General features: G+C 39.3%; 16 protein-coding genes and 1 riboswitch. Of the genes, 5 read left to right on the plus strand and 11 right to left on the minus strand.

Features of this window, described 5'->3' with window-relative positions; translation table 11 throughout:
- Positions 1–17: 17 nt before the first annotated feature.
- The 3 genes from PR761_RS13365 to hcp form a co-directional block, all read right to left on the minus strand.
- The gene (locus PR761_RS13365) at positions 18–1,034 is read right to left on the minus strand and encodes a magnesium transporter (protein ID WP_223844831.1); all 1,017 of its coding nucleotides are present in this window, start codon (positions 1,032–1,034) and stop codon (positions 18–20) included.
- A gap of 128 nt (positions 1,035–1,162) precedes the next feature.
- Positions 1,163–1,335, minus strand: a riboswitch (M-box (ykoK) riboswitch).
- A gap of 301 nt (positions 1,336–1,636) precedes the next feature.
- Positions 1,637–2,641 carry an NADH oxidoreductase gene (gene hcr / locus PR761_RS13370; RefSeq protein WP_039855148.1) on the minus strand — a complete coding sequence of 335 codons (1,005 nt, stop codon included), beginning with the start codon at positions 2,639–2,641 and terminating at the stop codon, positions 1,637–1,639.
- A 46-nt stretch (positions 2,642–2,687) separates the two neighbouring features.
- Positions 2,688–4,340: a hydroxylamine reductase gene (gene hcp, locus PR761_RS13375; RefSeq protein WP_006815041.1), complete on the minus strand. Its 1,653-nt coding sequence runs from the start codon at positions 4,338–4,340 to the stop codon at positions 2,688–2,690.
- Positions 4,341–4,597: 257 nt separating this feature from the next.
- On the opposite strand from hcp, the gene clcA reads away from it, so the two are divergent.
- The gene (gene clcA, locus PR761_RS13380) at positions 4,598–5,986 is read left to right on the plus strand and encodes a H(+)/Cl(-) exchange transporter ClcA (RefSeq protein ID WP_112837229.1); all 1,389 of its coding nucleotides are present in this window, start codon (positions 4,598–4,600) and stop codon (positions 5,984–5,986) included.
- A gap of 43 nt (positions 5,987–6,029) precedes the next feature.
- On the opposite strand, the gene tehB is transcribed toward clcA, so the two are convergent.
- From tehB to PR761_RS13405, 5 genes are all read right to left on the minus strand, one after another.
- Positions 6,030–6,917 (minus strand): SAM-dependent methyltransferase TehB, encoded by an 888-nt coding sequence (gene tehB / locus PR761_RS13385; RefSeq protein ID WP_006815043.1) that lies wholly within the window; start codon positions 6,915–6,917, stop codon positions 6,030–6,032.
- Between the two features lie 112 nt (positions 6,918–7,029).
- Entirely contained in the window at positions 7,030–8,109 is a 1,080-nt protein-coding gene (locus PR761_RS13390; protein WP_039855150.1) for a linear amide C-N hydrolase, read from the minus strand.
- A 181-nt stretch (positions 8,110–8,290) separates the two neighbouring features.
- Entirely contained in the window at positions 8,291–9,064 is a 774-nt protein-coding gene (locus tag PR761_RS13395; RefSeq protein WP_039855153.1) for a hypothetical protein, read from the minus strand.
- Between the two features lie 241 nt (positions 9,065–9,305).
- Positions 9,306–9,884, minus strand: coding sequence for a YceI family protein (locus PR761_RS13400; RefSeq protein WP_039855154.1), 579 nt, complete (start codon positions 9,882–9,884; stop codon positions 9,306–9,308).
- Positions 9,885–9,897: 13 nt separating this feature from the next.
- Positions 9,898–10,455, minus strand: a complete 558-nt coding sequence (locus tag PR761_RS13405; protein ID WP_039855155.1) for a cytochrome b — start codon at positions 10,453–10,455, stop codon at positions 9,898–9,900.
- Positions 10,456–10,895: 440 nt separating this feature from the next.
- On the opposite strand from PR761_RS13405, the gene PR761_RS13410 reads away from it, so the two are divergent.
- On the plus strand, positions 10,896–11,525 hold the full coding sequence (locus PR761_RS13410) for a glutathione S-transferase family protein (RefSeq protein WP_112837230.1): 630 nt from the start codon (positions 10,896–10,898) through the stop codon (positions 11,523–11,525).
- A gap of 174 nt (positions 11,526–11,699) precedes the next feature.
- On the opposite strand, the gene PR761_RS13415 is transcribed toward PR761_RS13410, so the two are convergent.
- Positions 11,700–12,320, minus strand: a complete 621-nt coding sequence (locus tag PR761_RS13415) for a malonate decarboxylase holo-ACP synthase (protein ID WP_006815049.1) — start codon at positions 12,318–12,320, stop codon at positions 11,700–11,702.
- Positions 12,321–12,546: 226 nt separating this feature from the next.
- Here PR761_RS13415 and PR761_RS13420 point away from each other — a divergent pair, with 226 nt between their 5' ends.
- The gene (locus PR761_RS13420) at positions 12,547–13,524 is read left to right on the plus strand and encodes an FUSC family protein (RefSeq protein ID WP_006815050.1); all 978 of its coding nucleotides are present in this window, start codon (positions 12,547–12,549) and stop codon (positions 13,522–13,524) included.
- Positions 13,525–13,572: 48 nt separating this feature from the next.
- Here the strand turns inward: PR761_RS13420 and PR761_RS13425 are convergent, their stop codons facing one another.
- On the minus strand, positions 13,573–14,265 hold the full coding sequence (locus PR761_RS13425) for a DAPG hydrolase family protein (RefSeq protein WP_112837231.1): 693 nt from the start codon (positions 14,263–14,265) through the stop codon (positions 13,573–13,575).
- Between the two features lie 106 nt (positions 14,266–14,371).
- Between PR761_RS13425 and PR761_RS13430 the strand changes: the two genes are divergently transcribed.
- Both PR761_RS13430 and PR761_RS13435 read left to right on the plus strand, forming a co-directional pair.
- A complete protein-coding gene (locus PR761_RS13430; protein WP_006815053.1) occupies positions 14,372–15,007 on the plus strand; it encodes a TetR/AcrR family transcriptional regulator in 636 nt (211 codons plus the stop codon).
- A 211-nt stretch (positions 15,008–15,218) separates the two neighbouring features.
- On the plus strand, positions 15,219–15,860 hold the full coding sequence (locus PR761_RS13435) for an NAD(P)-dependent oxidoreductase (RefSeq protein WP_006815054.1): 642 nt from the start codon (positions 15,219–15,221) through the stop codon (positions 15,858–15,860).
- A 493-nt stretch (positions 15,861–16,353) separates the two neighbouring features.
- Here PR761_RS13435 and PR761_RS13440 read toward each other — a convergent pair whose 3' ends face one another.
- On the minus strand, positions 16,354–16,608 hold the full coding sequence (locus PR761_RS13440) for a helix-turn-helix domain-containing protein (protein ID WP_006815055.1): 255 nt from the start codon (positions 16,606–16,608) through the stop codon (positions 16,354–16,356).
- Positions 16,609–16,721: the final 113 nt, after the last annotated feature.

A 16,721-nucleotide genomic window follows, 5' to 3' on the forward strand; every position in this document is an offset into this window, starting at 1 on the left:
AGAAGATGGGGCTGAACTTAAGCGAACTCCGTCATCACTAATTTAGCGATTTCAAAGTAAATAATCAGTCCAGTACCATCAATGAAAGTGGCAATAAAAGGTGCAGAAACCACCGCAGGATCCACTTTTAATTTTTGTAATACCATCGGAATAATTGAAGAAACAATCGCACTCCACACTGTAATCGCCACAATCGTCAAGCTCACGACAATGGTAACTTCATAGCCAACGCCCAAGATCCAAGCTCGGATCAAGGCCGCACCACCAATGGTGATAGCCACTAAAAATGATGTAGACACTTCTTTTTTCAGTACCGCACCGATATTACGTAAGCTCACTTCCCCCAGCGCCATTGCTCTCACAAGAGTTGAGGTAATCTGAGTTCCGCTGTTTCCGCCGGTTCCGATGAGTAATGGAATGAAGAATGCCAGAGCAATCGCCGCTTCCAATTGTTCTTCAAATGCTTTTAAAACTGTTCCCGTATACGCTTCTGCGACAAACAACATCAATAACCATACCACGCGCTTGCGCCATAAAGTTACTGGGCTGGTCTCTAAATACGGTTCTTCAAGTGGTGTTGTTGCCCCTTGCAGTTGAGCATCGAGGGTATTTTCATCTTCAATCAGTTCAGCAATATCTTGTGGACGTAAAACACCCATTAATTTGCCAAATTGCACCACAGGGATCATATCCAAGCCGCTATGATTAATTAAATCATAAACATCATGGCGAGATTGCTCTGGGGAAACAGAAAAATAATTGTGTCGCATAATATCCGACACTAATAAATCTTCAGCTGCTGAAAGTAATGATTTAACGGACAGAATTCCATTTAAATAATTGTCGCTATCAACCACAAATAAATACGTTGGAATTTGTTCACCATCGAGATGTTCAATAAGACTTTTCTTCACACATGCCACAGAATCCGCAACTGAAACCGGCAAATATGATTGACTCATATAAGCTTGAACAGTTGAATCATCAATTTTAGTCGGTTGTGTTTGAGGTGATTTTTGACGTGCGTTTTTCATTGCGGACTGAGCAATAGCTACAGTACCCGCTTTGTTCTGGGTAGATAATGTCATTTTTTTGGTCCCTAGTTACTGTTGGTTACTCAAACAGTACTCACATAGGGGCGAAACCAGATGAGAGAATGCGTTCGCTATCTCTTCGTCTCGGTTTTAGCACTATACAACGTATCCTGAATAAATCAGGAAGTTACATGGGGATATACCTTCGGTCGATATATCCTGTCCTGATCTTGGGCGTCTCTAGACGTCGTCAGATCAGTAACCTATGTTTGTATAGGAGCCTCGCCTAACGAGTTACTGCACTTTGGATGCGGCGCGAATTATACCCACTGGCTAATTAATTGCCACCCTCTAAATACTTTGTTTTTTTAATAGCCTCCAGCTCGTTTAGGCTTTGTTTAAGTTAATGTATATTAAAAATTCTCCGTGTAACCAATTGTAACTTTAATAGAAAATTATATTAATCATGATGCTTGAAATATTAGTCACCTAAGTAACTAATTAAATAAAAATAAATAGTTAAAAAAACAATTTATTTTTTATGAATAAAAAAAGCTGCCTTATTTATTTAAAAATAAGGCAGCTTTAAAAATAATTAGTTATTACGCGATTTCAGTATCGCCTTGTAACTGGCAACTGCATGCCAATACATATCCTGAAGCAATTTCTTCAGCCGTTAGTGTCATGGTGCTAGACGTCGTGTAGTTCCCAGAAAGTACTTTGGTTTTACAACTCCCACAGACTCCTGCACGGCAAGCAGCAATAACCGGCTGCTTGTTTTGCTCTAATGCGGACAATAACGAGGTTCCTACTGGGACACTAAAATTCACCAAACGATGGCGAATTTTCAGAGTGAGAACGTCTTCACTCACCGCCTCATCCCCACCGACAGAGAAACGCTCCATAAAGAAATGATCTGAAGGTACACCCAGCTCAGTTGCAAACTGTTGAACATTCTTCATGTACGGTATCGGACCACAGGTCATAACAACCCGAGAAGCCACATCTGGAACTAATTCTTGCAATTTTTCTTTGCTAAGACGCCCTTGAGCCACTCCGCCATTATCTGGCGTTTCAGCCATAATGCACAGTTGTAGACGTTGCGGATAACGTTGAGCTAGCTGCTGCCACTCTTCAGCAAAAATCACTTGCTTGTCATCACGAACATTAAACAACACTTTGACATGGGTTTCGGGGCGGTTTGCCATCAACCAGCGAGTCATCGACATAATCGGGGTCACTCCGCAACCTGCGGCAAGCATCAGATACTGGCTACTTTTTACATTGGCACAGGTGAACTCCCCTTGCGCCTCAGACAGCCACAAATAGTCCCCCGGTTTAACCTCTTGGGTTAACCAACTTGAACCCGTTCCATCTTCCAACCGTCTCACGGTAATAGAAATAAAACGGCTTTGTCCTGGTGAAGAAGACAAGGTATAGGCTCGCATCACTTCATCACTATTTTTAATACTCACCAATGCATACTGCCCCGGAGAATAAGAATAAAAATCGTGGTTGATGAGGTTGATTGTCCAAACATCCGAGGTTTCTTGTACGATAGAATGGATTTGCATTCTGTTTGGGCACAAGCTCGTTGGCATCGTCATGGCTTTACTCCTTTCTAGGGGGAAAGTACTCCCCCTGTCCTTATCATTAAGCAGGTAAGATTTCTGCCAAATCTTGTTCAACAGTCGTGATACTGCGCATACCAAACTTCTCATTCAGAACATTTAATAAGTTCTCAGTTAAGAAACCAGGCGCAGTTGGTCCGGTGTAAATATTTTTGACACCCAAAGCCAACAACGTTAGCAAGATCACAATCGCTTTTTGTTCGAACCAAGAAAGGATCAAACTCAATGGTAAATCATTAATGCCACAGCCTAATTTCTCAGATAAGTTCACGGCTAACATAATGGCAGAGTAAGCATCGTTACACTGGCCTACATCCAATAAGCGTGGTAAACCTTCTAAAGTACCGAAGTCCAATTTATTGAAACGGTATTTACCGCAAGCTAAAGTCAGGATCAGGCAATCTTCTGGCACGCTACGCGCGAAATCAGTGTAGTAACTGCGTTCGCCACGGCTACCATCACAACCCCCGACTAAGAAAACATGGCGCAATTTTTTCTGTGCCACTAAATCAATCACGGCATCCGCTGCACCTAATAAAGTTTGGCGACCAAAACCAACCGTGATTTTGTGTTCAATTTCAGTGTATGGGAAACCGGACATTTCCTGTGCTTGAGCAATCATCTCAGAGAAATCATCTTCTTCTAAGTGTTTAACCCCCGGCCAGCCAACAATGCTACGAGTCCAAATTCTAGCTTTATACTCGCCAACATCTGGGTCAATGATGCAGTTAGAGGTCATTAAAACAGGCCCAGGGAATTTAGCGAATTCTACTTGCTGGTTTTGCCAGCCACTACCGTAGTTACCCACTAAATGTGCATATTTTTTCAATTCTGGGTAACCATGTGCTGGCAGCATTTCACCATGGGTATAGATATTGATGCCTGTACCTTCGGTCTGCTCTAACAACATTTTTAAATCTTGTAAATCATGACCTGAAATTAGGATACATTTGCCCGCAACTGGGCGAACGTTCACTTCAGTAGGGACGGGATGACCAAACTCGCCTGTTTCACCCGCATCAAGGATTTCCATGATCTTAAAATTCATTAAGCCAATGGCCATCGCATTGTCGAGCAGCTCATTCATATCAGCGGGTAATGTACCTAGCCACGCCATGATTTCATGGTATTGGCCATAAACATCATTGTCATACTGACCAAGAACATGGGCATGTTCCATATAGGCCGCTGCACCTTTTAAGCCATACAGGCACAGCATGCGTAAGCCGTGAATATCTTCGCCAATTTCAGCTTTATCAATATTTAACGCAAATTTTTCTGCTTGTTTTTGCAGCGTAGGGATATCTTTCCCTTCTAGCTGAAGATTGATCAGTGGGTGATTAAATGCCACTGCACTATTCACAGATAGGCAATGTTTAACTAATTTATCACGCAGGTAAATGGCTTCACGGGCATAACCAATAATGCGTTCTGAATCGAAGTTAACGTTAGTTAATGTAGAGAAGAAAGCGCGCGGGGCAAAACTATCAACATCATGGTCAATAATACCTAATTCACGAGCAACTACGGCACTTGCTGATAAGCTTTGTAGCACCGCAACTAATAAATCTTGTAAGTCTGATGTTTCCGCTGTTTTACCGCACATACCTTGCGCGTATGCGCAGCCATTAGCCGCTGGAGTTTTTATTGTTTGTTCACATTGCACACAATACATGGGAAAACCTCTTTAAGTTGCATTTCATATACAACATTAAGATTACCCCTTTTATAGGAATAGAAAAGCATCTTAAATCGCTATCTGATGGTTTGTTGATCTACATTAACTTTCACTATAAATAAGAATTATTCAATATTGTAAAATAGCTATATCTACCTACTAAGCACAAATTTTAACTAGGGTTTCAATGCAGTATTGATATACTGTCTAGATAAGTTATTGTTATAAAATCACTTAAAGAGAATCGAAAAGCGATGACCCAAGATAATTCCAATCATCAATCCAATAATCACCGTCTCTTCCAGCTTCTTCGTAAGCTGAAAGAGTCTGATAAAACCCCTGTTAAAGTTCTTTTCTTAGCGGCCATTATCGGAGCTGTCGTCGGGTTGATTGGCTCGTTGTTTATGCTTGGTACCGAATGGGTGAGCAGTCTGCGGATCTCTTCCGTTAACCAGTATGTCACCAATAAATGGTTAATTATTGCCGCCATGTTCGTGGTTTCTGCACTGTTAGCCATGATGGGGTATTACTTAGTAAAACGCTTTTCCCCTGAAGCGGGAGGTTCCGGGATACCCGAAATTGAAGGTGCTTTACAGGATTTACGCCCTGTACGCTGGTGGCGAGTGATCCCGGTGAAATTTATTGGCGGATTAGGCACATTAGGCTCTGGAATGGTGCTTGGGCGCGAAGGTCCAACCGTACAGCTGGGGGCAAATATTAGCCAAATGTTTTACGATCTCTTTCGCCTTAAAGATAATGAATCTCGCCATACCTTACTGGCGACAGGTGCAGCTGCGGGTCTCTCGACAGCCTTTAACGCCCCTCTCGCCGGAATTTTATTTATCATCGAAGAGATGCGCCCCCAATTTAAATACAGCTTAATTTCTATCAAAGCGGTATTTATTGGCGCCGTTACTGCCACCATTGTATTTCGCTTAATCAATGGGGAAGGCGTAGTATTAAATATTGGGCAGTTTTCATCTGCCCCAATGGATACACTTTGGCTCTATTTAATTTTAGGGATGCTATTTGGTGTGGTCGGGATCGGCTTTAACCGTTTTTTACTTTACCTACAAAGCTTATTTCTCGCGTTCTATCAAAACAAAGTTTCTCGCTTTGTTCTGATGGGAGGGTTGATTGGTGGTAGTTGTGGAGCCATTGGTGTATTCGCGCCAGAAATTGTCGGTGGCGGTTATTCCGTTATTCATCAGATGATGGCGAATAGCTTCACAATCACCATGTTAATGGTATTTTTTGCCCTGCGTTTTTTAACCACCACCATCAGTTTTAGTTCTGGCGCACCGGGGGGGATCTTCTCGCCATTACTGGCATTAGGCACGCTATTTGGTGGAATTTATGGTTATGGGGTTCTTGAGCTATTTCCACAATACCAAATTGAAATTGGAACCTTTGCGATTGCAGGAATGGGAGCGTTATTTGCCGCTACCGTTCGTGCACCACTGACCGGGATCGTTCTAGTCCTTGAGATGACGGATAATTACCAATTAATCCTACCGATGATTATAACCTGTATTGGCGCGACAATAGTGGCACAGCTCTTAGGGGGAAGACCGCTGTATTCCGTATTATTAGAAAAGTCCTTAGAGCGCAGCCAGAAACAGGCTGAAAACACAAATCAATAGCAAAAAAATGGGTTGCTTTTGCAACCCATTAATCAAAACTTATCTATTTCTTCTTAGCAATCAATGTCGCAAAGTTGAGTTTGATTCGATTACCTTGGGCGTCCGTTCTATGTAAATGTCCCGGATTTTCATTGTATTTAAGAATTTCCCAATCATGGTAATACTGCTTCAACTCGTCTGGCTTCAAGAAGCACTTGAATGGCACCATATCTAACGGAGCATCTGGTGTTTCTACCGCACAAACCACAACATTAATCCCACCGCTTAACGTATGTGCTTGCATATCAGTGATGATATCGCTAATTTTTTCTCGCTGTAAGAACATCAATACAACGGTAGAAATGATCAAATCATAGTCACCTTGAATCTGGTGGCTATTGATGTCATAGAGCGCAGTATGAATATTTTCAATACCTGAATCTTTTTTCACTGTCTCAATGGCTTGAATATGATTCTGATTAATATCCACCGCAGTAACGTCATAGCCTTGCTGAGCAAGATAAAAACTATTGCGACCACGACCAGAACCTAGATCTAATGTTTTACAGGGTTTTGCGAGATTATTTTCACAGAGGTAACGCACTTCAGAGTGCGGCATACTGAGGTCATATTTTTTATAGAACGCCAGTTCTGGACGGCATAAAAATGACAACTGACAGCGCATGTCATCGCTGCAACCTGCAATACGATGCCAAACTTGAGGTTCAATCACCGGTGGTTGATTTTCAGTATCAAAAGTAAACTTTTGTTCGCTACCATCGTCGCCAAAAATAATAAAATCTAACGAACCTTCAAGTACATTCAATTGTGCAAAAGTATCTTCTTTGGTGTTGTGGCGGTCTTGGAACATCAATGGAACAGAAGCTTTGTCCCATACTGGCATTGTTTTATAGCACACTAATTCAGTCATACAGTCACCATTAAGTTGCATTTTAAATACATCTTATAACTTACTTACTCAGAGTGCAAAGCTTTCATGAATTGGTTACAGAGTGATTGATATTAATCAACCTCCCGGCTAACGGGAGGCTAAATAAGAAAGATTAATAACCGAGTTGTTTGGCGCTAAGCCCTAGAAACTCAAAAGGTTTTGAATCAACATACTGGGCTGTTGCATCCCCAGAATAGATGTGGCTTTGCTCTTCACCTAAATCAAGTTTTTTCACTTTTCCTGTTTCACTAGAAAAATCTATTTTCTTTAAATCTGTCCAGAAAACATTTGGTGTTAGTGCTGATTCAAAGAAATAGAGCTGACGTTTATGGTCAACTAATGTACGCCAACGGGTAGAGGAAATTTCAGGAGATTCTTCAGATGTCAGACCATAAGGGACAGAGACATTACGGATTACACCAAAAACACTGGCGACCGCTTTATTCGGTGTCGTACTTTGGGGAATGGCATTCACATAAAATTGTGCCCGCGCAAATCGATCTGCTGAGCGGTTAGTCCCCGGTAACATGACCGTGCCACCAATTCCTTGCCAATATTCTTGCATTGCTAACTGCTTTTCATAGGCTGGCGAATTGGTCATCACTTGATATTTACGGCTGTGGTGGATGACTTGTTTGCCATCAATATATTCAACTATTGCGCTATCACCACTCGGGTCAGAAAGGGATAAATGCAATGCCGCTAAACGGTTTTGGCCGGGTACATTATCTGTCGCGACAATAAATGGATGTTGTTCTAATGCAGTCACAGCCTCAGCAACACTGGCATAATTATCCAGCATATATTGCGCCCATAATGAGAGCGAAATAGCAGGCTGCTTATCATCCAGCTCTGGGTATTTGGATTCAGCAAGCCATAATAAATTCGCCACTAAACCTTTTTCATTGATACCATCAGTCGTTGAAATATCGTAGCCAGATGCAATCACACTACCATATTTAGATTTCCATTTGAGGGAGTTAGCGCCAGCTACACCGTCTCTATCCATCCCGCGAGGGAAGATCCATAAGTTAGTGCCAATATCATATTTCCAATCCATCGTTCTGCCGGTCATAATTTGATTATTTTCACCGAGATAAACAACACGGGTACAAGCCTGAGAAACCATGGTAGGAACATAAATAGCAGCGATAGTTAACAGTGTGACAATGCTTTTCTTCACAAATCGCATCTTGCCTCCAAAAGGTGTGGAATTGATAGCGTAGCTAAACGACATGAATGAACAACCGAACCTTATATTCAGTATAAGATGTTCGGTTTGTTATGTGTGTGTGTAGACCATGAAATAAAACGCAATGAGGATTAACAAAACCGGCTAATCCTCTCAATTCGCATAATACGGCAATTAATCGCTAATTATTTGCAGAAGAGAACCAAGTGCGCAATAAGGCAGCTTTTTTAGCGTTATCAGGTATCCCAAGCGCTTCATCATATAGACTAATCGATATCTGGCATACCGTGGCAGGTGATTTTTTACCCGCTTCTAAGTTTGTCAATATGCTAACGTCATTACCATATTTTGTCACTAACTGCGTTCTTAAGTCGGAGAGTATCTGTTGATATTCAGCCTTAGAGAGTACTGGCTGCTTAACACCTGCTTCTCCTGAAATTAACAGTGCATTAATAGCACTGATTTGTTTTAGTAGTACATTTTGACTTTTTTGTGGCGGAATAATATCAGCGGAATCCCTTAATTGAGGGAACAACGCGTTAAAACAGACTTTTCCTGTTGGATCTTCGGCTAACAAGGCTTTCAAGTTGTCATTTACTTTTGCCGTAAAATTAACCACAGTCTCATCAGAAGCATAAGGCATGCGCTCAACCACTAACTTCATCGATTGGCTAATAATCAAATCTAATAACTGACGACGTAATTCTTCATTAGCGGGGTCATATTGTGACATTAAGCTTTCAAAATTTTGATAGGTCACTGGGCTTATTTTCTTAATCGTCACAAGGATCGGCAGTTCCTTCTCAACTTGAGCAATCGCTTCTGAATGAATCGCACTATTGCTTTCCGTTGATAGCACATTGTTGTCTTTGCTTAACCAATAGAAACCAAGGGCAAAGCCAATAAAAATGATGCTAATCACCAATGCGGTTTTACGTGGACTGTTTGTATTCAAAATGACCCTGCCTTTTAACGATAAAACAAATACTGAAACTCAGGTATAAATAATCTTAGTCTATTTTGCCTGCTTGAGGGAATGGCATAATATAAACAATGCGTTCTGCACAATTATTCTATCGTCGAGTGGGGTTCTAGCGCTATAGGAATAAGGTTAAAATGGCGAGAATTTAGTGAAATAAATTGAACAAAAAAACCTCAATACCTGAATCAGCATTGAGGTTCTAGTAAAATAAAGATTACTTAGCTTGTACACCTTCAACAGATAGCATTAATTCAACTTCTTGGGATTTAGGACCTAAATCAGATTTAATATTAAACTCTTTCAGCTTAATATTTCCTTTAGCTTCGAAACCAGCACGGTAGCCGCCCCAAGGATCCTTACCTTCGCCTGTTAATTTTGCATCTAAAGTAATTGGTTTTGTTACACCGTTTAACGTGAAATCACCTGTGATTAGGTATTTATCACCTTCTTTCTTAACTGCGGTAGAAACAAATTTTGCTTCTGGGAATTTTGCTGCATTTAAGAAATCTGGGCTACGTAAGTGTTTATCACGTTCTGCATGGTTAGTATCGATACTGCCTGTTTTAATGGTGACTTCAACCTTATCTTTAGCAGGGTCTTTTGCATCATAGGTAAAATTACCATCAAAATCTTTAAAACTACCGTATAACCAGCTATAACCTAGATGTTGAATACGAAATTCAATAAACGCATGTTGGCCTTGTTTATCGAATGTATAATTTTCTGCAAAAGCAGAGCCAGCTGTTAATAATAAAGCACCAGATGCAAGACCTAAAATAGATTTCTTTAACATAACTTTCTCCACGTTATTTATCGGGGTTAAAACCCAGCATTCTTTTTAAAGTAATATCGCCATCATAAAAATGGTGTTTTAGTGCAGCAAATGCATGTAAAACGGATAACAAAACAACAGCCCAAGCTAAATAAAGATGAATTTCACCCGCACTGTCAGCTTGAGTTGCGGCACCAGTAAATAAGGCTGGAACATTAAACCAACCAAATACACTAATTGGTTGTCCATCTGCAGTTGAAATCAAATAACCACTAATTAAAATACTGAACAAAATAATGTAAATCAGAATTTGTGCAGAGATAGAGGCTACTTTGGTTAATTTGCTATAACTTGGTAATGGTTTTGGTGGTGGTGAAATAAATCGCCAAACCACGCGAAAAAGCATAATAAAAAACAATAACATTCCTATGCTTTTATGTATTTCTGGGGCCTGATGATACCAGACATCATAGTAGCCTAAGCTTACCATCCAAAGGCCTAATGCGAACATTCCATAAACGACAATTGCAACTAACCAATGAATGAGCAATGATATATGCCCGTAACGTGTGGTACTATTTTTCCATTGCATATTAAAAGCCATATAGTTTTAAATTAATAACCTAGATAACCAGGCTGTAATAATCATAAGGTGAAATTACTTTTATTCCTACCCTAAAGTTAAACAAATATTTTGTTGAAGACATTCAAATAGTATCATCATAAATACAAATATATCCCTTATATACTTAAACAATAAGAAAAGGTTTAATTTTAATCGAATTATATAAAGATATTTATTTTTATGTAAATAAATTAAAATAAACAAGAATTTAAAATAAGTAAATTAACTTAAATTCAATGCTTATTCTAATTTTTCATATGGTATACGGAATATTTATAAACATAGTTTATTTATCTTAAAAAGGCTAGCCACTATTTTATAAAATAAATTCCTCAAAAATCTTTCATATCAGATTTTAATTGATAATCTAGCTCTTGCCACTCCTCCACCTACTTAAAGGTTAATGTATGTATACACTCTGGATAGCCAACAAAAATTATTCGTCATGGTCTCTTCGTCCTTGGATTTTATTGAAAACATTGCAAATCCCTTTTGAAGAAAATCTCTGTTACTTTGAAAATGGAAAAAGTAGCCACGAAAAATTTCAGCGTTTCTCCCCTAGTGGTCAAGTACCTTGCTTAATTGATGGCAATCTAACGATATGGGATTCATTAGCCATCTGTGAATATGTCGCAGAGGATTTTCCTCAAGCATGGCCAAAAGAAAAACAAGCAAGAGCATGGGCGCGTTGTGCTAGCGCAGAAATGCACTCTGGATTTACTGCATTACGCCAACAATGCCCGATGAATATCACAAGATGTGAAGCGTTACCTGAAATTTCCCATGAGTTACAAGCCAACCTCAATCGACTCCAACAATTATGGCAAGAAGGATTTGATAGATTTGGTGGTCCATGGCTGTCTGGCAAAGAATTTACGACCGTAGACGCATTTTTCGTCCCCGTAGCTTCCCGAATTCATAGCTATCAACTTCCAGTTAATACTCAAGCTAAACAGTGGGTTGAAAATATTCTCGCTTTACCCGCAATGCAAGAATGGCAAAACTCAGCCTCCCAAGAACCTCAGATTGAGCACTAAATCAGAGTAAATCAGATTGAGCACTAAATCAGAGTAAATAGGGTTAGGGCTAGAGCTAACCCTATTTAATGTCTATTTTGATTACTAAAAAAACATCTGTACGAGCATCAAAATTACGTTTTAATCAATTTGGTTTCAAAATGTGCTATGAGCGCCTATTTTGAAACCGTACCGCTATAAGTTTTCATCCCATGGGTCTGCTGTCAGTACATTCCCTGTTGGCGTGTGCAATGTCACAAGATCATTTTTAAACCACTCCGCCAATGAAAAACCACCTTTTGGCGTTTCTACATAGATGTCAATTGGGCAATAGGGTGTATTGGCTTTAATGGCAAACTGTGCAAAGTCTTCTTTTTGTTGGCGAGTTGGACAGCGGATCACCACATCGAGATCGCCATCAGCCAACATACTTTGAATATCGGTAGCAAGTGTATATGCACAACTCCCTGTTACGCCCCATTTCCATGGCCAATTATGTTGCGAAATCAGTAATAGAACTTGAATCGGAGGAAGGGCAATAAACATTGACCGCTGTAGTTCAATCGAATTCGTCACCAATGATTCCACATTCATAATATGAGTTATTGCGGATTTATTAATCTGGGTCGTTACGCGTTGGTGAGGTTTGATCCCACGAATGGCAACCGTCAATTTATTGTCTTCGGCTTTGTCGCGGTATACGGTCAGAGGAAGCTTATGATTCCACTGGGATCGAACCCACTCAGGCAGTGATTCCACAGGCACATCATTATTGCTACCCACCCAAACAAAATCATGGGGATTAATTATTTGCATTTATTCTTCCTTTCACATGACAACATATTGCTTTTACGCTGGGGGTATTATGCATTTTTTATCTCAGATAAATACAGCGCCAATCTCAAGCCATAGTTATTCTGCCTTGTATTTCACTCTATCAATAACTAAAATCGATGCTAAATGTATATTCATACTGTCATATGATATCATTCAAAACTCTTAGTAATGAATGAGTTAGATTACATTTTATGAGCGTCATATTATGAAGAAAATCCCCGCTATTCATGACGGCATTATATTCAGTAGTTGCCTAATTCTCAGTGCCTTGGCCGCATTGGCCCTCATTGATGTTCAAGCCGCCATGTGGGCAGCCTTTTCGACGCTATACTCATTCAACCTATTCAGTGCAGCGAAAGAATATAAAAATTACTTCTATACTGCCTGCTGTCTCGCCATGATCTTAGTCGCTATTTTGATTGGAGATACTTTACGCTTAGGCACTGAATTTTATATTTACTTAGCCGTTTTTTCATTTATCTATTATCAGTTATACGGGACAGATCCGATGATGGATTTAACCATGAAATTCATGATTATCATGTCCACCATTGGTACAATACTTCCCGCAATTTCGAAAAGCCTGACTCTTGGATTTTTAATTGGTAGTGGTGTCACCCTACTGGTCTATTCAGCACTTAGCCAAAAAATGACGCGCCATTCAATTATTACGCCGTTACTTGTTGAAAAGAATTTAGTCACGCTTCGAAAGAATATTATTCCTCGCTCAATGACATATGCGATTGGCTTACTACTCACGTTGGCAATCCCAAGAATGATCGATCTCGGGCACTTTTATTGGACATTGCTGACTTTTGTCTTCGTACTCCACCCTAAATCACAGAGCATTGTGAAGATAACCTTACAAAGAGTTGCGGGTAGTTTAATTTCTGTGTTATTCCTCTTTTTACTGTTCAATACCCCATTGATGCCTTATATCGGGCTAGCTGCTATCCTTGTTTTTGCTTTTTTACTGCCAATGAGCTTCCACCATGGCTATACCTTTATGACATTCGTTGTCACTAGCTTGATATTATCGGTTCTAGAGCAAGTTGTTTATTGGCGACATCCCGCCTACACCCTATTGTTTGATCGAGTATTAGAAACCGCGCTGGGTGGAGCTATCGCAATTATTACCAGTATTGTGTTGAAATTATTTCGAGAAAAGGCAAAACAAAATTAGCACTACCATTCGCGCCATAGGGCTAATTTTATTTTTATTATCCATTGATTACCACGGTAAAGGGGCTTTTTCTCCATTCGCATGTTCACCATAATACAATGAAGGAAGAAAGCGTGATAAATAGGTAAATTCATTATAGCAATGGCGCATTAACTCTAAACCAATCTCGTCAGATAACTCAGTACGTGGGTCACTAAGAGACGCACCTAGAACAAATCGACTACGAAGTACACATCCAAAATCAGTATCTCTGGTTAAATGCACCATTTTCCCATCTATAGGATATCCCTGCTCATCCATTAGCACATGGTCACCAAAGCCGATTGAAGCACAGACTGCACCTGAAATAGTTTTATTCTCAATCGCTTGAGCGAATAATTGTTTATCGAAAAAGTCTGAAGCTTCTCTAAACTTGAGCTTAGCTGCAACAGGAGGAATCGAACCTAAAGACTCAACCGCATGAATTGAAGCACCGATAAAACGCTCCCCTTTTTTCCAATGCTCATCCCAACCATGGTGAGCGACATGATCATGAGGATGCCACCAACGAATATGCTGAGTCGTTTCAAAAAAAGTAAACCACCACTCCAACATTCGCCCTTTGCAACCATGCAAATCCGTTCGTACTGCGACGGTTAATAATCCATTTTCATCACGTTCAATTCCCATCTCCATACGTAGAGGCTTTGAAAGCAATAGCTCATTGACATCATCAACGGCCCAAATTTTATGTGTTGTCATAGTCATCATCCTGAATAATATTAATTAGGAAACTAAATTTGTTTCCCAATTAATTTCAGGGTAAAATCCTTTTATGTCAAGATAACAACATTAAGGATCGCCATTTATGTCAAAGCGTGAAGACATCAAGCCCGCTAGAGGACGCCCTAGTATTTCTGAGGATATTCTAAAAATGAAAATGATTCAGGCAACTAGCGAATCACTCATTAAGGATGGCTACCAACTAACGACCATTGATAATGTTGCAAAGCGAGCTGGTGTCGCGAAAAAAACAATCTATCGTTTTGTCGATAACCGTGACGACCTGATTGAGCAGGTTGTACTCAGCTGGACAGATAGCTTTGTACCTTTATTTGACTCAAAAGCTCACTCTACTGATACTTTTTTCGAATTATTGCAGGTCAATTTAGAAACGGTCGCTAACACGGTACTTTCTGAAGAGGCAGTTGGCTTATATCGATTACTCCAGACTGATTTTAAACAAAAAAAGATCCTGCTCGATAAATATCAAAAAAGTGGAATTGAAAGAAGTCGTCGATTATTAGCAGATTGGCTAACTTTCCATTGGGAGCAAAAAATAATAAAGCAAAATGACTATGTCGTTATGAGTGACTTAATTTTATCTATGGCAATTGCAGAACCATTGAGGCAAATTTCTCTCGGATTGGCACCCGCAGGGATATCTACCGAACTAAAAAATAGGATCCAACAGATTATTATTCTCTGCCGTTCAGTGATGTAGATAAAATCACCTAATAGACTTTCGTGCTCTATACTCTAAATACTTAAAGATGTCGTTAAGTGGTCCATGAGAATGCTACTGGAAATCTACATAAATTAATGATTAGCACCATATTAGTATCAATAACACAGCAATGTGAAGCATGACGAAGATATATTTTAGAAAGAATGGAAAACTTAAATAGACCATCGAAAGTTAACTGGAGCTAAGAATGAAAATATCTATTATTGGTGCAACGGGCTTTGTTGGTAAGGCACTCGTCTCAGAAGCATTAATGCGTCACCACCAAGTCACCGCAATTTCTCGACACAGTAACCAACTTCCTCAACATGCCCATTTGATCACCGAGTCTGGTGATATTATGGATACTTCTTGGCTAACATCACGACTAAAAGGTCAGGATGTGGTGATCAGTGCTTTTAATGGTGGCTGGGATAACCCTAATTTGTATCAAGACACTATAGCTGGCAACCAAGCAATTTTACATGCTGTACAAAAATCCCTTGTACAACGATTTATCGTAGTAGGAGGTGCTGGTAGTCTTGAAATTTCACCCGGCGTATTACTATTAGATTCTCCTGAATTTCCAGATAAGATTCGTCCAGGCGCTCAAGCTGTGAAAGAATTTAAATTAGTTCTACAATCAATTAACTCTCTCGATTGGACATTTGTTTCTCCCGCAGCAATTCTTGAGCCAGGAGAAAGAACTGAAACTTTTCGGCTCGGTAACAATCAATTACTTATGAATGGAAATACACCTGCAAAGATATCTGTACAGGATTTATCTGTCGCCATTTTAGATGAAGTCGAGCACCCTCAATTTATTCGTCAGCAATTTACTGCGGCCTACTAGTGCCGCTTTATTTTTATGACAATCCCAAAGAGAGTGATTTTTACTTATATGATTATTAATTTAATCATATAAAATTAAAGTCATCTAAAAATAATAAGAACATTTACTTAAAAATAATCCCTAAATGACTATATTTACCACTAACTCTTTCCATTAATTATCTTTTATCAATATAAAGTTAATTTTTTTAAATATCCGGATTAGTCTTATATCGATTAATAATGAGACTCTCATGTTATTAATTAGCGTTTTAAATACACACTAAATTAGTACCTCATATAACATAAAAATACTTTTTCATCTAAAAAGGCATTATCCACGGAGAAGTGAATCTATAATTACTTAATTAGATTACCTTTGCAGTTAAGTATTTTTATTTATAGCATTTCATTTATACAGATGATTTCATACGAAACAGTTTCATTATTGATTTATTAATACATTGATTTTAAAGGTTATATCATCTAGGTGGAATCATTATCTTATAATACTTTTAGTGTAATGTACTACGAGCTCCACTATTAACATTCACTACACCATACAAAAATGAGGCAGGTTCTAGATTAAACAAATAGGCGAATTGAAACAAGGAATCCACATCGATACAGCTCTCGCCATTTTCAAAGCGATTCATCTCATCCACTGAAACTCCAATTAATTTAGCTGCTTGCTGAAGACTCATTTTATGACTCTCCCTTTGCAGTCGGATCTTAACCCCTAGCTTTTTAGCAATTTCATTTTTATTCATAAATACTCCTTTTACTCTTTAGCTGAATATTAATTATGAGGCGGCTAAATTATCACCGCGCTTAGATCAATTAATTGATTTAAGTTAAAAAAACATGACATACATCACATTTT

The sequence above is a fragment of the Providencia sp. PROV210 genome, assembly GCF_028479445.1.
GTDB classification, from domain to species: domain Bacteria; phylum Pseudomonadota; class Gammaproteobacteria; order Enterobacterales; family Enterobacteriaceae; genus Providencia; species Providencia rustigianii.